Annotated in this window: 18 protein-coding genes and 1 pseudogene; 10 read left to right on the top strand and 9 right to left on the bottom strand. The window is 68.4% G+C overall.

The features are described from left to right. From OXU32_15755 to OXU32_15720, 8 genes are all read left to right on the top strand, one after another. Positions 1 to 910 (top strand): zincin-like metallopeptidase domain-containing protein (locus tag OXU32_15755; GenBank protein ID MDE0075410.1); only part of this gene is annotated, 910 nt, incomplete at its 5' end. A 90-nt stretch (positions 911 to 1000) separates the two neighbouring features. Beyond that, a complete protein-coding gene (locus OXU32_15750) occupies positions 1001 to 1816 on the top strand; it encodes a hypothetical protein (GenBank protein MDE0075409.1) in 816 nt (271 codons plus the stop codon). A gap of 19 nt (positions 1817 to 1835) precedes the next feature. After that, positions 1836 to 2150: a hypothetical protein gene (locus OXU32_15745; GenBank protein MDE0075408.1), complete on the top strand. Its 315-nt coding sequence runs from the start codon at positions 1836 to 1838 to the stop codon at positions 2148 to 2150. Then, positions 2147 to 2569, top strand: coding sequence for a hypothetical protein (locus OXU32_15740; GenBank protein MDE0075407.1), 423 nt, complete (start codon positions 2147 to 2149; stop codon positions 2567 to 2569). The genes OXU32_15745 and OXU32_15740 overlap by 4 nt, the downstream gene beginning before the upstream one ends. After that, positions 2550 to 3713 (top strand): tyrosine-type recombinase/integrase, encoded by a 1164-nt coding sequence (locus OXU32_15735; protein ID MDE0075406.1) that lies wholly within the window; start codon positions 2550 to 2552, stop codon positions 3711 to 3713. The genes OXU32_15740 and OXU32_15735 overlap by 20 nt, the downstream gene beginning before the upstream one ends. After that, on the top strand, positions 3613 to 4596 hold the full coding sequence (locus OXU32_15730; GenBank protein ID MDE0075405.1) for a hypothetical protein: 984 nt from the start codon (positions 3613 to 3615) through the stop codon (positions 4594 to 4596). Before OXU32_15735 ends, OXU32_15730 begins: the two co-directional genes overlap by 101 nt. Before the next feature lie 570 nt (positions 4597 to 5166). After that, positions 5167 to 6717, top strand: a complete 1551-nt coding sequence (locus OXU32_15725) for a HEAT repeat domain-containing protein (GenBank protein ID MDE0075404.1) — start codon at positions 5167 to 5169, stop codon at positions 6715 to 6717. Then, the gene (locus OXU32_15720) at positions 6714 to 7709 is read left to right on the top strand and encodes a site-specific DNA-methyltransferase (GenBank protein MDE0075403.1); all 996 of its coding nucleotides are present in this window, start codon (positions 6714 to 6716) and stop codon (positions 7707 to 7709) included. Before OXU32_15725 ends, OXU32_15720 begins: the two co-directional genes overlap by 4 nt. Before the next feature lie 439 nt (positions 7710 to 8148). Here the strand turns inward: OXU32_15720 and OXU32_15715 are convergent, their stop codons facing one another. The 4 genes and pseudogenes from OXU32_15715 to OXU32_15700 form a co-directional block, all read right to left on the bottom strand. Continuing rightward, positions 8149 to 8649, bottom strand: coding sequence for a hypothetical protein (locus tag OXU32_15715; protein ID MDE0075402.1), 501 nt, complete (start codon positions 8647 to 8649; stop codon positions 8149 to 8151). Positions 8650 to 9371: 722 nt separating this feature from the next. Beyond that, complete coding sequence (locus tag OXU32_15710; protein MDE0075401.1) at positions 9372 to 9716, bottom strand: MobC family plasmid mobilization relaxosome protein; 345 nt, start codon at positions 9714 to 9716, stop codon at positions 9372 to 9374. 303 nt (positions 9717 to 10019) lie between these two features. Then, a pseudogene (locus tag OXU32_15705) lies at positions 10020 to 10220 on the bottom strand (AlpA family transcriptional regulator). An 837-nt stretch (positions 10221 to 11057) separates the two neighbouring features. Beyond that, a complete protein-coding gene (locus OXU32_15700) occupies positions 11058 to 12218 on the bottom strand; it encodes a tyrosine-type recombinase/integrase (GenBank protein MDE0075400.1) in 1161 nt (386 codons plus the stop codon). Positions 12219 to 12420: 202 nt separating this feature from the next. Between OXU32_15700 and OXU32_15695 the strand changes: the two genes are divergently transcribed. After that, positions 12421 to 14229 (top strand): M66 family metalloprotease, encoded by a 1809-nt coding sequence (locus OXU32_15695; GenBank protein ID MDE0075399.1) that lies wholly within the window; start codon positions 12421 to 12423, stop codon positions 14227 to 14229. Between the two features lie 44 nt (positions 14230 to 14273). On the opposite strand, the gene OXU32_15690 is transcribed toward OXU32_15695, so the two are convergent. The 5 genes from OXU32_15690 to OXU32_15670 form a co-directional block, all read right to left on the bottom strand. Continuing rightward, positions 14274 to 14603: a hypothetical protein gene (locus OXU32_15690; protein MDE0075398.1), complete on the bottom strand. Its 330-nt coding sequence runs from the start codon at positions 14601 to 14603 to the stop codon at positions 14274 to 14276. A gap of 165 nt (positions 14604 to 14768) precedes the next feature. Beyond that, on the bottom strand, positions 14769 to 15116 hold the full coding sequence (locus OXU32_15685) for a hypothetical protein (protein ID MDE0075397.1): 348 nt from the start codon (positions 15114 to 15116) through the stop codon (positions 14769 to 14771). Between the two features lie 87 nt (positions 15117 to 15203). Further along, positions 15204 to 15530 carry an Arm DNA-binding domain-containing protein gene (locus OXU32_15680; protein ID MDE0075396.1) on the bottom strand — a complete coding sequence of 109 codons (327 nt, stop codon included), beginning with the start codon at positions 15528 to 15530 and terminating at the stop codon, positions 15204 to 15206. 10 nt (positions 15531 to 15540) lie between these two features. Then, positions 15541 to 19749 carry a fibronectin type III domain-containing protein gene (locus tag OXU32_15675; protein ID MDE0075395.1) on the bottom strand — a complete coding sequence of 1403 codons (4209 nt, stop codon included), beginning with the start codon at positions 19747 to 19749 and terminating at the stop codon, positions 15541 to 15543. 98 nt (positions 19750 to 19847) lie between these two features. Continuing rightward, the gene (locus OXU32_15670; GenBank protein MDE0075394.1) at positions 19848 to 22421 is read right to left on the bottom strand and encodes a M66 family metalloprotease; all 2574 of its coding nucleotides are present in this window, start codon (positions 22419 to 22421) and stop codon (positions 19848 to 19850) included. Between the two features lie 573 nt (positions 22422 to 22994). On the opposite strand from OXU32_15670, the gene OXU32_15665 reads away from it, so the two are divergent. Next, positions 22995 to 23577: Arm DNA-binding domain-containing protein (locus OXU32_15665; protein ID MDE0075393.1), on the top strand; the 583-nt coding region annotated here is incomplete at its 3' end.

Here is a 23577-nt window from a genome sequence, read left to right as displayed (position 1 = left end):
CGACCGCTCCTACCGGGGCGGCAACAGCCTGCACCTCGCCTCCGTCCAGCAGGAGCAGGGCTACGGCGACGTGCGCTGGGGCACCTACCGCCAGATCCAGGCGCGCGGCGGACAGGTCAGGAAGGGCGAGCGCGGCACCCGCATCCTCTCCTTCCAGGACAAGAAGCGGATCGCCGTGACCGACGAGCAGGGTCGGCCCAGGAGGGACGCCGAGGGCAAGAAGGTCTACCGCTACGAGAAGCTCAAGGCGCCGTTCGTGCGCCAGTACACGGTGTTCAACGCCGAGCAGGCCGACGGGCTGCCCGAGCGCTCGAACCCGACGCCCGAGCCGCTCTGGAAGGTGCACCAGGAGGCCGAGCGGGTCATGGAGGATGTCGGCGTCCCGGTCCGCCACGTCCAGGGCGACCGCGCCTACTACCACATGAAGCGCGACGAGATCGTGCTGCCCGAGCGCGGGCAGTTCCCGTCGGCGAACCACTACTACCAGACCGCGCTCCACGAGCTGGGCCACAGCACCGGGCACAAGGACCGGATGAACCGCGAGACCCTCATCGAGGGGATCGACGGCGGGTTTGGCTCGCCGCAGTACGCCCGCGAGGAGCTCAGGGCCGAGATCAGCGCGATGATGACCGGCGAGCGCGTGGGTGTCGGCCACGACCCGAGCCGTGGCGCGGCCTACGTCGAGGGCTGGATCCAGGCGCTCGAGGAGGACCCGCGCGAGATCCGGCGCGCTGCGGCGGACGCGCAGAAGATCTCCGACTTCGTGCTCGACCGGCACCGCGAGCGCGTGGCCGCCCGCGATCCCGTCGCCGTGGCGGCGGTTCGCACGCCCGCGCAGGGACCGCAGAGGATCGTTGTCCCCGTGCCGAGGATCCCGGTTCCCGAGCGCGGCTTCGGGCCGAGCCGCTGAGCCGTGAGAGGAAGAGAGATGTTCGGCCGCGAGGCCGAACCGGACCCCCGTTCCGCCGCGCCACCCAGCCGCGCGAGCCATCGAGCTCGGATGCGGAACGGCCATCGCCGAGAATACGCCGCGGGCCGGGACGGCGGGTCCATCTCCTTCCCCGACCGCTGCGCCGGGGCGCTGACCGACATCGGCGTCCACGGCGCGGTCTCCCACCGCGACATCGCCGAGCTCCACTTCGGCGGCCATCCGTTCACCACCCGGCGCGCCGTGAACGCCTGGATCCGGGACGGTCTGGTCGAGGAACACCGGGCCACCGGACCGAAGGGCAACCCGTTCAAGATTCTCTCGCTCACCCCCAGGGGCGTGGCCGAGGCCCGGAAGCTCGCCGCCGAGCGCGGCATGGACCCCCGGCAGGAGATCCGGCTCGCCCGCGTCCGGCCCGCCGAGGCCGCACACGACACCGCCATCCACCGCGCCTGCCGGATCGAGCGGAAACGGCTCGAAGCAAGGGGCGCCACCGTGCGGCGCGTCCGCCTCGACACCGAACTCAAGAGCAGGATCGCGCGCGCCAGCGAAGGCGCGCGGAAGCGCGGCAAACGGGCCGCCGACACGGAGCGCCACCGGATCGCGCGCGAACTCGGGCTCCCCATCGACGAAGACGGCCGGGTGCTCTACCCGGACGCCCAGATCGAGTACGAGGACGCGGACGGCCGGACCGGCCGCGTCAACGTCGAGGCCGTCTCCGGCAGCTACCGCGAGGCGGCCGTCCGCGCCAAGGCCGCCGCCGGGTTCGCCATGCACGCCAACGGACCGGCGGCGGCGGGGCTTCTCCGCAGGCTGGGCCTCGGCAGCGATAACGGCTCCTGGCTCCGTGGTCCGACCGACCGCGATCCCGCCTCAGTCGAACTCTGAAGACAAAGGAGAAACCACGATGCAGCCCTGGAAGATCAGCGCGGGACTCACCGCCGCACTCGCCGGATCCGCGTTCCTGCTCGGCGGTGCCCGCCTCGAATACCTCTCGCCCCACTGGCCAAGGATCCTCGCCGAACACGGCGTCGCGCTCGCGCTGCACGCCGCGCTCGCCCTCACAACCATCACGGCCACGATCTACGTGGTTGCCCGCACCACCGGGCTCGCCGACCTCGGACGGCGCGTGGATCTCGCCGAACGGTCCGTCCGGCGCGGCGAGGGCGATCCCGGCCTCGCCGACGCGCTCCATCAGGATGAGGAAGGAGAATGGAAATGACCCGCAGGCGCCGAAAGAAGAACGAGCCCGCGTCCGTCGAGGGCCTGCCCGCCGACTGGCGCAAGCAGGCCAAGGCGCTCCGCCGCTACGGGGGCGAGACCCCGGCCACGGCGATCGAGCGGTGCGCCGACGACCTCGAAGCCACGATGCGCGAGCAGGACGAGACCACGTTCTCGCTCGTCGAAGCCGCGCGCGAGAGCGGATACTCCAAGGACCATCTGGGCCGCCTCGTGCGCGAAGGCAAGATCCCCAACGCCGGAAGACCCAACGCGCCCAGGATCTTGCGCCGGCACCTGCCCCTCAAGGCGCCGTCCGGCCCGCGACTGGCGGAGAGCGCCGCCCGCCGCGATGTTTCCAACGAGCAGATCGTGCAGTCCATCATCCGGAGAGGAATGGAAGATGGCACGCACGAAACGTGACAGGCGCTCCTACAGCGCCGGAGAATGGGGCCGCAACCGGGTCAGGGTGTTCCCAGACCCCAAGACCGGCCTCTTCCAGATAGAGTGGCGGGAAAACGGGCGCAGGCTCACCCGGTCGCTAAAGCACCGCGACTGGAGGCGCGCGAAGCGGCAGGCCGACGAGGCCGCCGCCGGGTTCGCGAAGCCGGAGCCGAACGGCAAGCAGAAGGACGCCGACCCCGGACCGCTCACGCTGGAGACGCTCTTTGACATCTACGGTGAAGAGGTGACGCCCACCAAGGGCATCCACACGCAGCGCCACGACCGGACCGCGATGAGGATGTTCCTCGGGCTCTACGGACGGAACCGCGATCCCGCGACACTCTCACAGAGGGACTGGGACCGGTTCATACTCGCGCGGCGCTCGGGAAGGATCGGACCGAGCGGAAGGCCCGTCTCGGACCGCATGATCGAATGCGACCTCAGGTTCCTGATCGCGGTCTTCAACTGGGCCGCCAAGTCCAAGGACGAACGCGGCCGCCCGCTCCTCGTGGCGAACCCGTTCAGGGGACTCAAGATCCCCACCGAGAAGAACCCCACCCGGGTCGTTCTCTCCGAGGCCGAGTACCAAGCCCTCCTGAAGGCGTCCACGAAGGTCAACTGGCGGTTCCGCGTCGCGCTCGTGCTCGCGCACGAAACCGGACACCGCATCGGGGCCGTCCGGCAGCTTCGGTGGTCGGACATCGACTTCGAGGGCAGGACCATCCGGTGGCGCGCGGAGCACGAAAAGACGGGTTACGAACACCGCACGCCCGTGACCGCCGAGGCGGTCGCCGTCCTCGAAATGGCGCGGCGCGAGAGCGCCAAGGGCGGACACGCCCCGGTCATGCCGTCGCCGAGGGATCCCACGATCTGCGTCAAAAGCTCGCTGGTCCGCGCGTGGTGGGAGAGGGCCGAGGCGCTCGCCGGACTGGAGCCCAAGCGCGGGAGAGGCTGGCACTCGCTCAGGCGCAAGTTCGCGTCCGATCTCATGCATCAGCCGCTCAAGGTGCTCTGCGAACTCGGTGGCTGGAAGTCGGCCAAGACCGTGCTGCGCTGTTATCAGCAGGCCGACGAAGCGCAACTCAGGACCGCGCTCGAAGACCGGCGCAGAGCCGCGGTCTGAGCAGACCAGCGGGAACCGAACGCCGGGAGTCCGACCCGACAATCCCGTAACCCTCACGGATCAAACCAGTTGGCAATCTCATTGCCAAAGCTGGGACAGCGGAAGCAGATCATGGATTCGACACGGTCTGGCAGGCGGGATCCCTCCCGAACTCACCAACCTTGGCAGCCTGAGGGAGCTTGATCTCGGCACCAACGATCTGACCGGTCCCGTTCCGCCCGAACTCGGTCGCTTGGAGAGCCTGGAGTCTCTCGACCTTGGCGACAACGACCTCTCCGGTGTGATCCCTCCCGAACTCACCAGCCTCGCCAACCTCCGGCAGCTTGGTCTCCGCTCCAACGACCTGACCGGCCCGATCCCGTCCGAACTCGGCGACCTGGCGAGCCTGGAATCCCTCTACCTTGGATACAACGGCCTCTCCGGTGCGATCCCGCCCGAACTCGCCGACCTCGGGAAACTCAGGCAGCTTGGTCTCGGCTCCAACAATCTGGCCGGTCCGATCCCGCCCGAACTCGGCAACCTGGCGAGCCTGGAGCACCTCGACCTGGTCGGCAACCGATTCTCCGGCCCGATCCCGCCCGAGATTGGCAACCTTGTGAGCCTGAGAGAGCTTTTTCTCTCCTCCAACAATCTGATCAGCTCGATTCCGCCCGAACTCGGTCGCCTGGCGAGCCTGCAGTTCCTCTACCTTGGATACAACGACTTCTCCGGTTCGATTCCGCCCGAACTCTCCAATCTGGGGAGCCTGGAGGTGCTGAACCTCGTCTCCAGCAGTCTGACCGGGCCGATCCCTCCCGCACTAGGCAGCCTTGGGAGCCTGTGGCAGCTTGACCTCCGGTCCAACGATCTCGCCGGCCCGATTCCGCCCGAACTAGTAGAGTAAATGATAAAGCGTGCAATATCAATGTGTTAGCGATTTTTGTCGAGCGTGTGTATCACTTCAAATATGCAGACATGAGGAAGAGCTTACGCGACGGTATCGGAAGTCCGTAGACACCCAAGCGTGTCAAGCCGCGAATAGAGGTCGAGCCCACGGTCCGACCGAACGGGTGCCCGCAGAGGGGTTGCGAGCAAACCTACGGAAGCCGAGCGGCGCGTGGCCTCTTGACTGACCAGCCTGGCACCCAAGCCCTACGGGCGAGTGAGATCGGCGCGCGCCCGTCCGATCTCTATTTGCTATCCCAGATTGCGCCAACTTGGCCATCCAGGCCATCACGCCTGCCCGCGCAGTTGCGTCGTCACTCACCCTGCCCCCCCTCGCCGCCGTTCGAGCGATTCCACTCGATCCCCTCCGCCAACCTCCGAAGCTGGGGCAGCGCGGATGTCGGGGCACCGAGCATTGGCGCGAACCTCGCCCGTTGCTTGTGGGACGATAGGGGCGACCCTTGGGAATGCCACCCTGCGGAGGACACATCCGTTCGCTGGCCGCAATCGGTTGGGTTAGATTGCCACCATGCCACCTCTCGCGCTCAAGCCGGATTCCAGCTTCTTTCGGAAGATTGCCCTCGGCGCGGTGGGCAGCAGACACGTGGCGCACGATCTGGAACGGCTGGGCCACCAAGTCGTCGAGCTCGAACGCGGCGCGATGGACACGAAGCTCTGGAAGGATGTCAAGCGCAAGCGCGTCCGCATTCCAGACCTCGTTTGCGAACTGTGCGGACTTCGCATCGAGAGCCGTGCGAAGGCGAGGCCCGACTTGTCGATGTCCCATAGCTCCTCGGACCATGAGCGCGCGTGGGACTTCGGTATGGTGAACGCCGACGTAATCGCCTTCCCGGTCTGCAAGGCAGGCGAAGATGAACAGTGGAGCGCCGGTCGGCTTCAGGAATCGGTCTCCTACTGGCACGAACGCAACTGGATCCGGTGGCATGCTGAAGGCACGGTAAACTACGTGCGCGTCGCTCGGTTCAGGGCCGTGTCGCGGGACGGTGAGACGACCAAGGGCGTTACCGAAGGATCGGAGACCAGCGTCACATGGAAGGCGTGGTTCTCCAGCCGAGACGGCTTTGTAGAATCGGTCACGGGTCAGAGGATCACGACTGTTCGAGCTAGCGACGGACATCGTTACACTCGGACGGTTCCCGAAGAGCTCCGAATCACCGTGGCCGTGGGCGAGGAAATCGCGCTCAATCAGATCCTCGCGTCGAGAGTCAGGCCGGAGACCGATGACGACCTTCGCTGCCCCGGTGTGTGGCCCGAGGGCCACCTTTCGCAGCTTCTGGCGTCCCGTGAGCGGACTCAACGGTTCACCGGGGTGAAGCTCGCGAGGCTCCGACGGAAGGATTCCGTTTGGGCGACCGTTGCGAGTCTCGAGCGCGATCGTGAAGAGGACATGTACATCCGGTTGGAGGCAGCAGCGTATCTTGTCGCTGTCCGTGGCGAGAGTGCAGAGCACCTCTTCGCACCGTACTTGGCGAGTCCCGACCAGCAGATCCGACTGGAGGCGGTGATTTCGTTGGGGGAAGCTGGCACCGATGAGTGCGTGAGGATGCTGAGCGCGATCCTCGACGATCATCAGCGCCCGTACTTCGCGCGTAGCGCGGCGGCTTGGTCGTTGAGCCGCATCGGCGGTTTGGAAGCGTGCTCACGCCTAGTGAGGGCGTTTGCGGATGTGGACCAAGACCTCCGTGAGGAGGCCCTTGAGGGCATCGTCACCCTGGACTCAGACGCCGTACCGGTACTTCTTGCAGGGTTGCAAGAAATGGAGCCGGCGATCGCGGCGGGATGTGCCGAGGCGCTGCGCCAGCACGGCGCGGTGTCAGACGAGACCCTCCGAGAGCTCACGGCACAGCTTGCCAGTGGTAACCCCTCCGTATGGGCCGTTTGGTTGGTCGGTCACCTGCCTAGAGAACGGCTGGCGGGTGCGGTGGCGGATCTTCAAGAAACGGCACCGGAACTCCACTACGCGATTACGCTGCTTTGGTCGTTCGTCGAGAGCTGGATAGCGCGGCGGTGGGAACTGCAGCCGGATGCGAACCTCCCCGATAGGAATGATGGACGATGAAGCTGGACCTGCCGAGCGACAAGCAGGTGTATCGTACGCCTCGCGGTCTCCAGCTGTGGGGGGATAGCGCGGAGCTGCTTGGACATCTGCCGGAACAATCGGTGGACCTGGTCATGACCAGCCCTCCCTTCGCGCTGTTGCGGCAGAAGGCCTACGGTAACGAGGAGCAGGACAAGTACGTCGAATGGCTGGGGAAGTTCGGAGAGGCTGCGTTCCGCGTGCTGAAGGACAGTGGCAGCTTCGTTCTCGACCTCGGCGGAGCCTACAAGCGCGGCAAACCCGTGCGTTCGCTCTACAACTACCGCGTGTTGCTGGACTTCTGTGATCGCCTCGGCTACGAGTTGGCGGAAGAGTTTTTCTGGTTCAATCCGTCGAAGCTGCCCTCGCCCATTGAATGGGTCAACAAGCGGAAGATCCGAGCCAAGGACTCGGTCAACACGGTTTGGTGGTTTTCCCGAACGGCTGAGCCAAAGGCGGATGTCACTCGCGTCCTAGTGCCGTATTCCGAGCGTATGAAGGCGCTGCTCAAAAACCCCGAGAAATTCTACCGACCCCAATCGCGACCCTCCGGACACGACATCGCCAAGACGTTCGGCAAGGACAACGGCGGTGCCATTCCCTCGAACCTCCTGCAGATTCCGAACACGGAAAGCAACTCGGGCTACCTGCGGCGGTGCAAGATGATGGGGCGAGACAGACACCCTGCGAGGTTCCCCAGCGCGCTGCCACGGTTCTTCATTCAATTCCTCACCGACCCGGAAGACCTAGTCTTGGATATCTTCTCTGGGTCCAACACCACGGGCCACGTCGCGGAGGAACTCGGTCGTCGGTGGATCAGCATGGAACTCAACCGTGACTACGCGGCCCTATCGGCCGTACGCTTCATGGATGGCTGGAGTGACGACGAGGTGCGTGAAGCGATTATGCGCCTCGATGCCGGTGAGGTCGTCGAGCTCTACCTCGGGTTGTTGCTTCATGGAATCCCGGGATGAGGACCGGGTGCCTGAAGATCAGCGGGACCGACTACTCGTGGCAGTGCAGAGTTGCGGTATTAGCGACTGAGAAAGAGTCTCGGTCGGGCGTAGTGCATTGATCGCGACTACAACGCGAGCAACTAGGCAGGTTCCGCTACCACGAACCGTCAGCGGCTCGGCCCGGAATCCCGGTCCGGCCCGTGGGGCCGTATCCTTTCCAGCAGTTGCCTCGTCATCTCCACCTGCTCCCTGGCCCTGCGCCGTAGGTCCCGGAGTATCCGGTCAAGTCCGTCACCCGCGCGCTCAGCCGCTCGACTTGCCGCTGCAAGGCTTCGACCTGTTCTCGCAACGCTTCGATCTGTCCGGATTGCCGCCGCTGTTCCGTTTCGTACTGCCCGGACAACCTTTCCAATGCGGCCGTCAGCCGCCGCTCCAAATCGGTCACGCAGCTCCCTCCTCACTCCCTCGACAGCTTCAAGTAGGGCCGTCCGTCCAGGGTGAAGGCCGGACGGACCGTCGTCCCGGCGGGCAGCGACACGTACCGGTCCCCGCTGCTCTCCAGCAACTCGACGCCCCACGTCGTCTCCTCGATCTCGGCCAGCGTCGCGCGCGCCCACCCGGTCCGCGTGTCCAGCTCGTCCAACGTCTCGATCCGGTCCTGGATGCTCCTCGACAGCCAGTGCATCGTCCCCAAGCTTCCGAAGCAGATACCCAGGAAGAGGCTCATGCCGACCACCAGCGGCCGGAGCCAAGCCTTCATCAGCAACTCGCGCATCTTCCCGGTCGCCTCGACCGTATCGGCCTCGATGGAACGCAGCGCGCCGCTTGCGACGGCGCTCAAGCTCTCGCCGAGCCGCGCGAGCTCGCGCGCGGCTTCGTCCTCGATCCGCCTCCGGTCGGCCTCCAGCCTGCTCCTCAGCCGGGAGGTCAAGTCGCCCGGGCTCGAAGTCTCGTTCATACAGTTCTCCTTTCAGCCGCCACCGCTTCCCGCTGTCGGGATCGCGGGCGGTGATGTAGTCCTTGCCTTGGCGCGGCACCTCCAGTCCCACATCCTCCAGCGCGGAGACCACGTCGGCTCGGTCCTTGACCGCGCCGTGCTCGACGCGCTGCACGAGGTAGTCGCGGATCAGGGTGCGCGGATCCGCCTCGTGTTCGAGCCCGGCCCGCAGCCTTGACGCCTCGATGTAGGCGACGTGGCCCGGACGCTGCGCCCTTGCCCGCGCCGGGTCGTCGGGACGGCTCCAGCCGTGCTCGTGGTTGAAGGCGTCGCGCAGCGGATCGAAGGTCCGCTGCCAACCGGGCGGGGCAATGTTGAGGCTGCGGCCCGTCTGGAGGTCGCACTGCGCGGCCAGAATGTGCGCATGGACTCCGCCTCCGCTCTCCCGGTGGAGGACCGCCGTCCACGCGTAGCGATCCGGCTCCAGCCCCGCCCACGCCGTCTTCTCGAACTCGTCGAGGACGGCTTCGATCTGTTCGTCGGTGGGCCGGTCCTCCGGCGCCCACGCGATCACCGCTGACGTATACTTGCGCTCGAAGTCGAGCGAGTCGGCCACGGCGGCCACCATGTCCGGGTTCCCGCGCCACACTTCGACGCCCTCGCGCTCCCGTCCCTCGGCGTCCAACTCGCCGACGAGATACTTGGCCGCCGCCTTGGCCGAGCCCTTCCCGTGGGACAGGAACCTAACGAGCATCGTCGGTCTCCCCGCCGATGCGGGCGACACGGAGCAGCGAGCGCTCGAACGACACGATGTGGGCGATCACGGAGACGGCCTCGGCCGCCGTCCTGTGGGTGTTCACCCAGCGGACAAGCTGGTTCAGGTTGTTCCCGATGCGCGCGATCTGGCGCGTGCGCTCGCGCTCGACGGACCGCGCCGCCGCGGTCCACGTATGCGTCCGCGCCATCGCCTCGCGAAGCAGCGCGGAGGGGGACACGCCCGCCGCGGCCGCCTTCTCCCGCCAGGCGGCGTGCTCGGCGGGCGTGACGCGCGCGGCGACCATCACGGTGCGATGCTCATCAGCAGCCATGAGCGCACCGGCGACGGGGTTCGGGGGCGTCGCCCCCGCGCGCCCGCCGCTCCGTCGGCGGCGCGACAGTCCGGGGGTCTAAGGGGGCCGGAACGCCCCCTTGCCAGCCCGCCGTGTTCAACACGGCGTGTGCTGGCTGCCCGACCAAAGACGCGCCCGACAAGCTGTTCCCCGGTCGCCGCGAAGCGCGCCGCATCACCGCACCGGGCGCGCTTCCGCCGACCGCGAACCGGCCTCGGGAATCCGGTGCGCGGCCTCGCCGCGCTCACCGGTCCGGTCGTCGTCGAACCGGCTCTCGGCGATCCGCTCGGCGACCCACTCCTCGATCTCGGCCTCGATCCATCCCACGGCGCGCCTGCCCAAGGCGACCGGCCGGGGGAAGCACCCCGCAGCCAACCGGACATAGATCGTGCTCCGCGACAGGCCCGTGCGTTCCATCACCTCGGGCAGCCGCAGGAAGCGGGTCGGAGGGTTCGTTCTCTCGTTCCTCGGGTTCTCGGCCATCGTCCTGCTCCTCCTCGTTGTGCTCTGCTTGCTGGTCGGTCGTCGGTGTCACGGCCTTCCCGGGGATCGCGTCCACCGCCCGATGCTCCGTCCTGCTCCGCGATGAACGCGAGAATCCGGTCCGCCGTCCCGAGCGACGGCGAGCGACCGCGCCCGATCTGGCGCATCAGGTTCGGGCCGTCCATCGCCCTATTGCCGACCGCCGCCGGGCTCAGCCTCGAACATCCGAGAAACGCGCTGACCCGCGATCTTGACTGGTCCTTCCCGCATCTCCATGTCCGAACGCTGAACGACCATTCGGGGCGATGTCAACAGTCGGAAAACTCCTACTTTTCCACAGCGTTCCACAGCGTTCCGACGCCGTCCACGACCTGTTTGCGGTCGCTGCCAGTGGCGCGGCGAGACTCCCCCCTTGGTGAATTGCGGAGTGATCGTCCAGTGGCATGGAAGCCGGTCCGATGAGGCCCGGTCTGACTGGTTTTGCTGCCAGCTGGATCCAGCGGCTCATCGCGGCGGGGTCAGGAAGTCGGATCCTGATACTCCTGTCCGATCCGGATCCCCGGGACATGGACAAGACAGGCACGGGCCGCGCCGTCGGCCAAGCCGCCGGACTCGGCGATCCACGACCGGGTGCTCGACCGGAATCCGTACCGCGACCAGGTCCACCCCGGCGATTTTGGAGCGCCCGGTCCGCTTTTTGGCCCTACCCTTACCCCTCGGAGACCCGAGATCGTCGGTCCTGCGCGATTCTAAGGCCCGTATATTTCCCGAAAGGTGCGCGAAACGTGCGGAAACGGCCCCCCGAGGCCGTCGAAGAAGCTGCGGCAGGTCGGCGGTCTATCCCTGCGTGACGTAGCTACTCCACGCCCGCATGACCTCGGCACGGCGCTCCAGCAGGTCGGAGCGCTGATACGCCTGTACGACTCGGCTCTTGGGAACGTGGGCGAGGCAGGCCTCCGCGACCTCGGCCGGGACGCCCGTCTCGGCCATCCACGACCGCGCGCTCGACCGGAAGCCGTGAAGCGTCGAGTCCACCCCGGCGATCTGGAGCAACCGCGACACCGTCTTCGGCGCAAGCGTCCTGCCCGTCCGCGACGGGAACACCAAGGGCGACATATCCGACAGCTTGCGCGCCTTCCTCAACACGTGCAAAGCGCCGGTGCTGAGCGGAACGGCAAACTCGCGGCCAGCCTTCATCCTCTCGGCCGGGATCGTCCACCTCGCCGCGTCCATGTCGATCTCATCCCAAAGTGCGCCCCGGGCCTCGCCCGGACGCACGGCGGTGAGCACGATCAGTTCAACACACAACGCGGCCGGACTCCCGTCCCCCACGCGGCGGATGGACCGGAGCGCCGCCGCAATCTCGCGATGCGGCAGGGCGCGGTGATGGCCCGCCGCGCCGCCGTTCGGCTTCGGCAGCGCCGCCACGGCCCTGTCCACCGGGTTGTCCCGGCGGTAGTTGCGGCCGATGCTCCACCGGAACACGGCCCCGATCCGGTGCTTGGCCTTCCGGGCGGCGGTGGGCATCGAGTTCCAGATCGGGCCGAGGCACGCCAGCACGTCCGCGCTCGTGATCCGGTCCACCCGCTTGTCGAGAATCGCGGTGGCGTGGAGGCGGAACGTGGACTCCCACTGCTGGGGCAGCGGGCTCCCGGCCTTCCACGAATCGCGGTGAAGTTCGATGGTCCGCCGCGCGGCCTCGGCGAACGTCGGGACGCCGCGCCCGCGCGGGTCCTGTCCCCGGAGAACCCTCCGGCTGTTGTCCAGCGCCTTTTCCCGGGCATCGGCGAGTGTGACCTCGGGATACGGGCCAAGTCCGATCGACGTGAGCCGCCCGTCGATCCTCACCCGCTGCCGCCACGTCTTGGTGACCCTCTCGTTGGCCGTCCGGTACACCCGGAGGCTCAGCCCACGCCCGCCTCGTCCGTCGCCGTAGACGCCGGGCCGGTTGACCGTCCGAACGAAGGCGGCGGTGAGCGTCTTGGGTCGCTTGGTCATGCGGGTTCCTTCCGTAGTTGTGTATCACATGCCAAATCACTTCTTAGGGAAGAATACACGGGATGTCAGCGGACGGCAAGGGACGATGCAACTCGGATGTAGTCTTAGAAGTATCTGTCTAATAACGTGTTATGGATGACATGATGTACTCTGCTGGACTGCACGGGACACGAGCTATCTAGTTCCGCCCGAACTCGGCGACTTGGCGAGCCTGGCGTACCTCCATCTTTCCGGCAACGGCTTCTCCGGTTCGATTCCGCCTGCACTGGGCAGCCTTGAGAATCTGAGGCGGCTTAGCCTCGCCTCCAACGATCTTGCCGGTCCGGTGCCTCCCCAGGTGGGGCGGCTGTCGAGGCTGCAGGAGCTGGATCTCAGCAACAACCAGGCCATGGCCGGAGCGCTTCCGGCGGATCTGACCGCTCTCTCCCGGATCGAGACCATCCATGCGGGAGGCACCGGCCTTTGCGCTCCGAGGGACTCCACCTTCGAGGCCTGGCTGTCCGGCATCCGGGAGCGCTGGATCGCGCGCTGCGTCGACGTGGCCTCCGCAGACGCCTACTTGACGCAAGCGGTGCAGTCACGCGAGTTCCCGGTGCCGCTCGTCGCGGGCGACAGGGCGCTGTTGCGCGTGTTTACGACCGCTGTCGGCGCCACCGGCTCGGGCATCCCCGATGTCAGAGCCCGATTCTACCGCGACGGTTGGGAGACGCACGCCGTGACCATCCCGGGCACGTCGGCTCCGATCCCGACGCGGGTGACCGAAGGTGAGCTGGCCGCGTCGGCCAACGTCGAGATTCCAGGTCATGTGATTCAGCCGGGGGTCGAGCTGGTGATCGACGTCGATCCCAACGGCACGCTGGATCCGGGCCTCGGTGTCGCGAGGCGGATACCGGAGACGGGCCGGCTGGCTGTAGACGTCGAAACCATGCCGCTCCTCGACCTGACGGTGATTCCGTTCGTGTGGAGCGAGACTCAGGATTCGTCGATCGTGGACCTGGTGAGCGCGATGGCCGCAGACCCCGAGAACCATGCCATGCTAGAGGAAACACGCACGCTGCTACCGGTCGGCGATCTGGCGGTGACGGCACACCCACCGGTGGTGAGTTCGAGCAACAGCGCGTTCGATCTGCTCGCCCAGACCGAGGCGATCAGGGTTATCGAAGGCGGCAACGGCCATTACAAGGGGATGATGACCCCCCCAGTGACGGGAGCCGGCGGAGTGGCAAAACGCCCTGGCAGATCGAGCTTCTCGCAACCCTATCCCGATGTCATCGCGCACGAGTTGGGTCACAACTTCAATCTGCGGCACGCGCCGTGCGGCCGACCGAGCGGCGTCGACCCCTGGTACCCCTATCCGGACGGAACCATCGGGGCGTGGGGCTTCGATTTCCAGGAGGGTGGCCGGCTGATGCCGCCGTCCACGCCAGACCTCATGTCCTACTGCGGGCCACCCGACGGGAGCAGCGACTACCATTTCATCAAGGCGCTTCGGTTCCGCCTCGTGGACGAGGGCGGTGGTGCCGCAACGCCTGCCACGACGAGGTCGCTGCTTGTATGGGGCGGCGTGGACGCGGAAAACGCTCCCTTCCTGGAACCCGCGTTCGTGGTCGACGCCCCGCCCGTGGTGCCACAGTCCGATGGCGACTACGAGCTTACGGGCTGGGCTGCGGATGGCGGTGCGCTGTTCTCGCTCAGCTTCGCCATGCCCGTGGTGGCCGACGGAGCGGGAGAGGGAAGTTTCGTCTTCGCGCTCCCCGTCCAACCCGCCTGGGCGGACAACCTGGCGAGCATCACACTGTCCGGCCCGGAAGGATCCGCCACCCTCGACGGGAGCACGGATCGTCCGATGGCCATTCTGCGCAATCTCCGAACCGGGCAGGTGCGTGGATTCCTGTGGGATCCGGCTCCACCGATCCAGGCCGCCGCGGACGCGGTGGGAGGTGCCGCCGGGCAGGGGACGGAAATGCTGTTCAGCCGGGGGATACCAGGTGCGATTGCGTGGCGGCGGTGAGTTCCGGGTCGTCGCCCAGCTTGCGGCGGAAAATGTCCGTAGGCCTAACCTGGATCGTCACCGAGCCGACCGCGGATGTAGCCCTCAAGGTGAGCGACATCCTCACGCACCTGAGCGAGGCCCTCACGAACCCGGGTGATCGCTTCAGCGTTTCTGGAGATCGCTTCAGCGTTGCGGGCGATCGCTTCAGCGTTTGCGAAGATCAGTTCAGCGTTGCGGTCGATCCGGTCTCCCAAGCGAGTTTCCATCGCACTCATGTCGGATCGGATGAAGCCGTAGAAGCCGCCAAGCGCCGCCAGCAGCACAATGAACTGTCCCCAGTCCTTCATCCATGCGGATCCGGCGGCTGCTCTGGCTGTATCGGAATCGATCATCGGCCGTGTCTCCGGTGCGTTCCCCCAATCTGGCGCGCAACGCCCGGAACCGCCACGGAACGGGGCCGGTAACGCGCCGCCCGTGAATCTCGCCGTTGCAACCGGGCGAGACCATGGCGAAATGAGTCAGCCAGACGCCCATTCGGCGATGACGTCCCGCCGCGGCTACTCCGAACTGGCGAAATGCGCGCCGATCGCGTCGACCGCGGCCTGGACAACGCCGAGTTGTTTCCGGACATCGGTGTGCAGTCCTTCGACCCTCTGGTCGAGCCGCTCCTCCAGCCCTTCGAGCGAGTATCGAAGCTGCTTGAACTTGGCCGACACCGTGTCGACGCTGCTCACGAACTCGACGCCCCTTTTCTCGGCGTGTGCCTCCACGTCGTCGATCCGCGTGGCGAGCTTCGATTCCACCGCGGAGATCCTTGCGCTCATCTGATCGAACCCGGCGATGACGCGACGCTCGAGCTTGGCCAGCGCGACACCGAGTTCCTGAAGCGCGAAACTGTCTTTCATCGTCTATCTGCTCTCTTCGCCTTCGTATGCGATTTGCCCGCCGCGAGCGGGTTCGTCCGTGAAGGAGAACCACGGTACCCGGATGGGTCAACCCATGGCGCCGCTCCTGGGGTCCATCCCCCGCGCCAGCGTTCGCCGATTGTCGAACGCCTTGGCCCTGGCCTCCCTCAACGTCACCAGCGGGTACGCCCCCAGACCCAGGTTCACGGCCCTGCCGTTGATGTAGAGGCGTTGCGCCCACGTCTTGCTCGTCCGCCCGGTCGACGTGGGCTTGACCAGCAGCGACAGCCCGTAGCCTCCACGTCCGTCGCCGTATCGGCCCGGGCGCCGGACTGACTTGACGAAGCTCGCGTTGAGCGTCGTCGGTCGCTCGATCCTGGTATCCTGTCGGTCGTCGTGTCCTGGGATTCGCACAGCCCAGCCCCTACGGCAACCTGATTCTTCCGCGGACACCCACCGAGTGCTGTGCCCCGCCGAGGCCGCTCTCGCGCCGCGTGCCTTCGAGGCGCAGCCCGACCCCTGACCCGAGTTCGTAGCGCACGCCGCTGCTGAAGGCTCGCGTTCCACCCTGGCCCACGTAGAAGCCGCTGTAGGGCGTGCCGTGGAAGCCGGCAATGCCGTACGCGATTTCGCCGTCCACGTTGGGCGCCATGCCCAGGTCGTAGCCGCCCACCGCGTCGTGCACCCCGCGCTCCCAGAGCTGATTCACTCCGCTCAGGTGGTTGCCATAGGAGGGTGCCACCCGGATCGAGAGCCCCTGGCCGCGGGTCGCCGGGTCGAACATGAGCGTACCGCCCATGCCCCATTCCTCGTAGCCTTGGCGCGCCGAGATCACGAAACGGCCGCGGCCCTCGGCGGTCACTCCCAGCCCCGGGTTAGTGTAGCGGAGCCCGCCGCCGACCTCCGCGCTGGTGCCGTTTATGCCGTTGCCGTCGCTGTTGTCGTAGCGCATCCCGCCCTCGAGCAGGACCGCGATCTCATTCCCGGCGCCGGTGCGGAAGCCCTGCGTCAACTCCAGCGCGAGCTTGCCGCGCTGCATCTCGATCGTCACTTCCTCGATCTGCCCGCTGCCGTCGACCGTGACCTGGCCGTACCAGCCCTCGGCCTTGAGGCGCACGCCGCCCGCGTCGCGCGTGAGCAGCTTGTAGCTCGCGCCCCCCGCCCCCGTCAACAGGCTCGCGGGGGTGGTGCGGAATCCTTCGCGTTCGTCATCGACGTCGATGTCGCCCCGGCCGAGTCCGGCCGAGCCCCACACCGAGGCGCCGCCCCCGCCGGAGAACCAGGCCATGTAAGGATTCACGCTGCTCATGGTGGCGCCGTAGGTGCCCTTCACCGGGCTGGCGCCGGTCTTGTCGGTGAAGTCGAAGCTACCGGAGTTGTACGAGCCTGCGACACCCACCAGGAGGTCCGACCCCACGCGCGTGTCGATGCCGGCGTGGGCGCTCACCATGTTGCCCTTCCAGTCGAGGGCGCTCTGGCCGGGTTCGCCGAGGTAGTGGTACTCGCCCGCGCCCCAGCCCGCCAATTGCGTGCCCGTGACGGACTGCTGCTGCGCGTCGGAGGCGCCCAGGGGCATCGTGAAGGAAGTGCCGCTGAAGAGGGCGGCGAGGCCGGCCTGGTCGCCTTGGGCGAGGCCGATCCCGCCGGCGCCCGGCGACGACAGGCTCGCGGCCATCGAAGAGAGCCCGTTGGTCTCCACGCGCCGCTCCATCCCCATCCCGCTGGCCACCGCGTCGACGCGGCGGGCGATCGCCGACACGGTGCTCGAGGTCATCGCGGCCGCCACGTGCGGCAGGACGCGGGTGTTGAGTCGACCCGCTCGCCCGACGGGGTCGTCGGTCGCGGCCGAAGCGGTATCCGACGGCGCCCCGGGGCCCACCCGGTTGATCGCCGAGACGCGGTAGTGGCGCGTGCTCCCCGGCATCAGGCCGGTGTGCTGGAACGCGGTGGCCCTGGACTGGGTGTTGGTCCTCAGATCCGTCCACGCGGTGCCGTTCTCCGAGACCTCGATGCGGTAGCCGGTGACGGGGGCGCCGCCATCGTAGGCGGGCGCGAGCCAGAACAGGTCGATCTGGGTGGACGTGACCGCCGTAGCCTGCAGCCCGGTGGGCGCGTCGGGCACGGTCGCGTCGGTAATGGCGCTCGCCACCCGCGATGCCCGGCTCATGCCGATCCGGTTGATCGCCGAGACGCGGTAGTGGCGCCTGGTGGCCGGCTCCAGCCCCGTGTGCACGTAGGTCGTGCGCGTGTTGTGCGAGTTGGCCACCAAGTCATTCCAGCGGGTGCCGCCGTCTTCGGACACCTCGATGCGGTAGCCGGTGATGCGCGAGCCCCCATCGCTCGTGGGCTCTCGCCAGGAGAGCTCGATCCGCGAGGTGCCGTCCGCATTCGCGTCGAGACTCCGGGGCGAGCCTGGCACGGTCGCGTCGGTCGTCGCGCGCGCGGTGTTCGAGAACGGCCCGGTGCCCGCGGTGTTGATCGCGGCGACCCGGTAGTGCCGCGTGGTCGCGGGCTGGAGGGTCACGTCGGAGGCCGTCGTCGTCTTCGAATTGGTGTTGCGGCGGATGATGATGTTCCAGTTCCTGCCCCCGTCGTCGGAGGCCTCGATCCGGTAGCCGAGGATGGGAGCGCCGCCGGTGTTGCGGGGCGCACTCCACGACAGGTCGATGCGCGCAGTGCCCACCGCCCGCGCCGTCAGCCCGACCGGTGCGCCGGGAGCCTGGGCGTACGTGCTCGTGCTCGCCTCGAACGACCACTGGCCGGTTCCAATGCGGTTGATCGCCGCCACCTGGTACCGGTAGGCGGTGGCCGGCCGGAGGCCCGTGTGCTCGAAGGTCGTCTCCCGCGGACCCGTGTTGCGCGGGATCGTGATCCAGGTTCCGTCGCTGGGGCCGCGCATCCGAATGGTGTAGCCGGTGATCCGCTCCCCGCCGTCGCTGGACGGCGCCTCCCAGGCGAGGGTGATGCTGGTGGGTCCCGTCGCCCGCGCGCGCAGGTTCCGGGGCTGGCCGGGCCGTGCGGCGTTGGTGGTGCCTCTGACCGCGCTCGAGGGGGCTCCCTGCCCCTGGGCATTGAGCGCGCGCACCCGATAGTACCGGGTCGTGTTGGGGGCGAGACCGGTGTCGATGTAGGTGGTGGCCGTGCCGGTGGGGCCGGGCACGAGGAATCTCCAGTCCGAGCTATTGGGGGAACGCCACTCTATGCGGTTGCCGGTGATGGGGCTCCCGCCGGTGTTGGACGGAGGCCTCCACGTGAGTTGCAGCTCGGTGCTTCCCCTGAGGCCGTTGGGGTTCACCCTCAGGCTCGTGGGCACGCCCGGAACGGTGAGATCATCGGTGGTCGCGTGGGCGACGTTCGACCAGGCGCTCGGGCCGGCCCCGCTGATCGCCCTGACCCGGTAGTAGCGGGTCGTGTTCGCCTCGAGGCCGAGGCCCGTGTCCTGGTAGGTGGTGCGCGTGTTGCCCGTGTCGTCCTCGAGATCCCTCCATCTGCCGGTTCCCGTGGGCGACCACTGGATCGAGTAACCGGTCACCGGAGACGTTCCGCTGGACGACGGCCGCGTCCAACGCAACTCGATCACCGATATCCCTCGGGCCTGGGCCGTCAATCGCCCGGGCGCGTTCGGCACGTCCAGCTCGGTGGTGGCGTCATTGACGTTCGAGGGGTCTCCCGTGGCAAAAGAGTTGATCGCCGAGACCCGGTAGTAGTAGGTCGTGTTCGGCGAGAGGCCCGTGTCCTGGTAGGTGGTGCGCGTGTTGCCTGTGTCGTCCTCGAGATCCCTCCATCCGCCGGTTCGCGTGCTTGAACGCTCGATCCGATACCCGATGATCGCGCTGCTGCCGCCACTCCCCGGGGGGCTCCAGCTCAGGTCGATCGCCGAGGAACTGACGGCGGTCGCGGTCAGCGCACGAGGCGGCCCCGGCGGCGTGCCCGCTGACGTGGCGGCGCTCACCGCGGACGTCCAGGGCCCGAAGCCGATGGCGTTCTCCGCCCTGACCCGGTAGTGGCGGGTGGCGCCCGCCGCGAGACCCGGGTGCCGGTGGCTGGTCTGATTCGTGGTCACCAGAAAGCGCCAGGAGCTGCCGCCGTCCGCGGACACCTGGATGTCGTAGCCCGTGATCGCGCTCCCACCGGTCGAGGACGGCTCGTTCCAGTCGAGGGCGATGACGGTGGGCCCGGCGGCGGCCGCCATCAGGTTGCCGGGCACGCCCGGCGCCGTGGCCGGCGGCGTAGTGGCGCTCGTCGAATTCGACCAACCCCCAAGACCCCCAGGACCGGCGGCGTTCCTCGCCCTGACCCGGTAGTGGAGGGTCAGGTTCGGCGCGAGACCCGTATGATGGTAAATGGGCGTGGTCGAGCGCCAGGTCAACAACGTTGGGCTCCCGGTGCGGCCGACCGCCGTCACTTCGATTTCGTAGCCCGTGATCGCGCTCCCGCCGGTCGGGGTCGGGGGAGGGGTCCAGTGGAGGATGATGGTGGTGGGATTGGAGGGGACCGCCCTCAGGTTCGTCGGCGGATCGGGTGGGGTCTGAACCGGAGCCGCGACGGCGGCCGCGGCGGACGGCACCCACCACGCCGCCGCGGCGGCGACCATGAGGATGCGGGCTGGTGGACCAAGCTTGTTCCGAATCATCCTGGCCGTCTCCTTGCGCGGCGGAAGGGATCCGCGCGCGTGCGTGTGTGAGTCCGTCTCAATGGGTTGGAAAGCCTTCGCCGTCCTCCGTGGACCCGTCATCGCCGCCACGCCGCCGCGTCCGGCACCCCGAGGCTGAGCAGCGTCTCGAGCTCCGGCACCTCGGTCCACTCCGCCGCCTCCATGGCGGCCCGGACCGGGAGCGGCGTGTCGCGAAGGATGGCCCGCACCCGGCCGGTGCGCCGGTCGCGCAGGATGGCCGTCGGGCGGGCGGCGCCGGCGCCCAGGACGAACGACCCGCCGGGGCCGTCGAGGACGGCGGCGGCGAGTTCGCCCTCCCAACTGGGCTCCGCCGGCAGGATGAACGCGAAGCCGGAGCCGCCGTCGCCGTCGGCCGTCCGGGGCATCGCGAAGCGGAGCGAGAAGAGTTCCGATCCCCGGCGCGTCCGGCCCGTCAGCGTGTACGCGCCGGCCGAGTCCGGGAGCGCTGGCGGCGCGTTGACGACGAAGACCGGGTTCAGGAACGGCGCGCCGTCGCCGTTGGCGCCGCCCCACAGCAGAAGCGACCTCACGGAGGCGGAGGCGACCGTATCCACCGCCACGCGCGCCTCGAACAGCCGGTAGCGGAGCGCATTGGCGAAGTGGTAATCGCTGATCCCGTCGGGGGGGCCGCAGTACGACATCACGTCCGGGGTCATGGGACGCACCAGTTCGCCGCGCGCGAAGTCGTAGCCCCAGACCCCGATCGATCCGTTCGGGTGGGGGAACGACGGGTCCGGGTCGCCCGCGCCGCCGCACGGCGCGTGATGGAGACCCAGGTTGTGGCCAAGTTCGTGCGCGATGGTGCCCGAGCGGGGGATCGAGAAGCTCGCCCGGCCGGCGAGGAACGCCACCCCGGCGGGCCCCGTCACCGGGCCCGCCATCGTGCCCAGATAGTGGCCGCCCCCGCCCTCCATCGCGCGGATCGCCTCGGTCTCTTCGAGCAGGCGGCGAGCGTCGATGCTCGAACTCAGCACGGGTTCGTGCGCCGTCACCGCGAGCGTCCCAACCGGGAGCAGCGCACGCGCGTCCGCGAGCAGTTCGTCGCCCTCCGGGTCCGCCGCCATCCCCCGGACCGCGTCCAGGATCGAGGAGTCCGGCGCTTGCGCCCAGAGGAACGGAACGACCGTCAGCTCGAGCGGCGGCAGGGCCCGCACGTCGACCGCCAGCCGCCCGGTCGCGGGAATCCGCCGCGCGACGCCCAGCGCGGGGTCGAGCGTCCCGTCCGGGTCGATCTCGACGACCATCTCGAGACCGGGCCGTACGATGCTTCCCGGAATCTCGGCGCTGGCCGACGTGGCGAGCGAGCCCTCGTCGATCCGTTCCGGGATCGGCCCGGACCCGCCGGGGATGCACGCCGCGAACGTCTCCCGGCCATCGACGAGGAATCGGGCCCGGACCGCCGGAACGCCGACGCCCGCGGCCCGCGCCGCTGTCGGGAACACGCGCAGCAGCGCCGGCTCGCCCGCGACCAGCGGGACCGGGAACGCGCGCGACTGCACCGCCTGCACAAGGTACGCCGCCGGCGCCTCCCGCTCGGCGCAGGGCACGACGCGGCGCGTGTGGACCCCGTCGAGCCAGGCCGCGAACGCGGGGTCCGCGGGCGCGCACAAGTCCGTGCCCCCGGCCAGGAGCCGCTCGAGCCGGCCGAGCGACGTCAATTCGGCGGGAAGCGGGCCCGCCATCCGGGGGTTGCCCGTGAGCCCCAGCCCGCGTAGGCTCGCGAGGCCGCCGAGTTCGGGCGGCACCGGGCCCGACAGGTCGTTGTTCTCGACCCGTAACTCCTCCAGCGCCGGGAGCCCGCCGAGTTCGGGTGGGATTGGGTCGGAGAGGCCGTTGCCGTCGAGCGCCAGGTGCGCGAGGCCGGACAGGTCGCCGAACTCCGGCGGAATCGCGCCCGTGAGGCCGTTGTCGCTCAGCCGCAGGTATTCCAGGTGCGCCAGGTCGCCGAGCTCCGGCGGCAGCCGGCCCGCCAGCCCGTTGTCCCAAAGCCGCAGTTCGACAACCCTGCCCTGGTCGTTCACCTCGACTCCGCGCCACTCCTCGAGCGGCGCGTCGGTGAGCCAGTTCCCAGAGTCGATCCAGTCGCGCCCGCCCGTCGCGGCGTGGAGCATCTCGAGGATCTCCCGGTCCGTGGCGGGCGCGCACTCCGTCTCGGTGTCCCGCAGCACGGCGATGGCGCCCAGCCATGCCTGGAACACGTCGTCCGCCGGGGCGCACAGCTCCGTGCCAGCGTAATCCAGCTCGCCCAGCGACAGGTCGAGCAAGGTGCGCGGCATCCGCCCGGAGAGGGCGTTGTTGCCGACGAGCAGCGCTGTCATCGCCGCCAGGTCGCCCAGACCCGCCGGAAGCCGCCCCACGAGTCCGTTGCCTGCCAGGTCGAGGGTCGCGACGCGGCCCAGGGAGTCGGTCTCGACCCCGTGCCACCCCGCGAGCGCCACGCCGCCCAGCCAGCCTTCCGAGTCGATCCAGTCCTCGCCACCCGCCGCCGCGTGCAGCGCGGCCAGCGCCGCCCGGTCCTTTTCGTTGCAGGACGGGCCTCTCCCGAGCTCCCCGATCCCGTCCAGCCAGGCGACGAACCCGGGCGTGCCCGGCGCGCAGAGACCCGCGTTGCGCCCGAAACGGAACCGCACCAGCCCGCCGATCCTCAGGAGACTCCGCGGGAGCGCGCCCGTCAGCGCGTTCCCGTCGAGGTGCAGGAACTCCAGGCGCCCAAGACCGCCCAGCTCCGGAGGGACCGGGCCCTCGAGCCGGTTGCCGCTCAGGGACAGCCCCCTCAGGTGCGGCAGGTTTTCCAGCTCCAGAGGGATCGGACCCTCGAGCGCGTTGCCGTCGAGCCACAGCCCCTCCAGACCCGCGAGATTCCCCAGTTCCGGCGGAATCGGACCCGCCAGCGCGTTGCCGCTCAGGGACAGCTCCCTTAGACGCGTGAGGCTCCCCAGCTCCGGCGGGATCGGACCCGCCAGCGCGTTGCCGTCGAGCCACAGCTCCTCCAGACCCGCGAGATTGCCCAGTTCCGGCGGAACTGATCGCGAGTGTTCCCAAGTAATCCACCAAGGTTCATCAAATGGGCCATAACACGTTATTGGACAATGTGTTCAGTAGGATAGGCAGCGTCCGGTCGTCTCTTGCAGTCCATCGCCATCCCGTGTATTCTTCCCGGTGTAGTGCTGCAATGAGTGATACACCACAAGGAAGGAAGCACCATGACGAAGCGACCGAGAACGCTGAGCGCCGCGTTCGTACGAACGGTCAACCGGCCCGGTGTCTACGGCGACGGGCGGGGCGGGCGCGGGCTGAGCCTTCGGGTTCACCGGACACTGGATGGCCGGATCACCAAGACATGGCGGCAGCGCGTCAGGATCGAGGGGCGGCTCACCTCGATCGGACTCGGGCCGTATCCCGAGGTGACGCTCGCCGAGGCCCGCCAGAAGGCGCTGGACAACAGCCGGGGCGTTCTCTTGGGCCAGGACCCGCGCGGACGCGGCGTCCCGACCTTCGCCGAGGCCGCCGAGCGGACCATCGAGCTTCACCGCGAGGCGTGGAAGGAGGGGAGCCCGCTTCCCGAGCAGTGGGAGTCCACCTTCCGCCTCCATGCCGCCCCGCTCCTCGACAAGCGGGTGGACCGGATCGAGAGCGCGGACGTGCTGCGCTGCCTGTCGCCGATCTGGAACTCGAAGCCCGCCGCCGCGCGGAAGGCCCGGCACCGGATCGCCGCCGTGTTCCGCTGGTGTATCGGTCGGAACTACCGCCCGGACAACCCGGTCGACCGGGCGGTCGAAGCGTTGC

The sequence above is a fragment of the Gammaproteobacteria bacterium genome (genome assembly GCA_028819075.1).
Lineage (GTDB): Bacteria > Gemmatimonadota > Gemmatimonadetes > Longimicrobiales > Gaopeijiaceae > BD2-11.
Note: the sequence above shows the minus strand (reverse complement) of the source record. Positions and strands in the feature narration are given on the sequence as shown.

Excerpts from the sequence above, each read along its gene's own strand:
- OXU32_15690 (MDE0075398.1), bottom strand. The coding sequence starts at position 14,603 with ATGATCGATTCCGATACAGCCAGAGCAGCCGCCGGATCCGCATGGATG.
- OXU32_15735 (MDE0075406.1), top strand. The coding sequence starts at position 2,550 with ATGGCACGCACGAAACGTGACAGGCGCTCCTACAGCGCCGGAGAATGG.
- OXU32_15720 (MDE0075403.1), top strand. The coding sequence starts at position 6,714 with ATGAAGCTGGACCTGCCGAGCGACAAGCAGGTGTATCGTACGCCTCGC.
- OXU32_15675 (MDE0075395.1), bottom strand. The coding sequence starts at position 19,749 with ATGATTCGGAACAAGCTTGGTCCACCAGCCCGCATCCTCATGGTCGCC.
- OXU32_15685 (MDE0075397.1), bottom strand. The coding sequence starts at position 15,116 with ATGAAAGACAGTTTCGCGCTTCAGGAACTCGGTGTCGCGCTGGCCAAG.
- OXU32_15715 (MDE0075402.1), bottom strand. The coding sequence starts at position 8,649 with ATGAACGAGACTTCGAGCCCGGGCGACTTGACCTCCCGGCTGAGGAGC.
- OXU32_15700 (MDE0075400.1), bottom strand. The coding sequence starts at position 12,218 with ATGACCAAGCGACCCAAGACGCTCACCGCCGCCTTCGTTCGGACGGTC.
- OXU32_15725 (MDE0075404.1), top strand. The coding sequence starts at position 5,167 with ATGCCACCTCTCGCGCTCAAGCCGGATTCCAGCTTCTTTCGGAAGATT.
- OXU32_15745 (MDE0075408.1), top strand. The coding sequence starts at position 1,836 with ATGCAGCCCTGGAAGATCAGCGCGGGACTCACCGCCGCACTCGCCGGA.
- OXU32_15710 (MDE0075401.1), bottom strand. The coding sequence starts at position 9,716 with ATGGCTGCTGATGAGCATCGCACCGTGATGGTCGCCGCGCGCGTCACG.
- OXU32_15750 (MDE0075409.1), top strand. The coding sequence starts at position 1,001 with ATGCGGAACGGCCATCGCCGAGAATACGCCGCGGGCCGGGACGGCGGG.
- OXU32_15740 (MDE0075407.1), top strand. The coding sequence starts at position 2,147 with ATGACCCGCAGGCGCCGAAAGAAGAACGAGCCCGCGTCCGTCGAGGGC.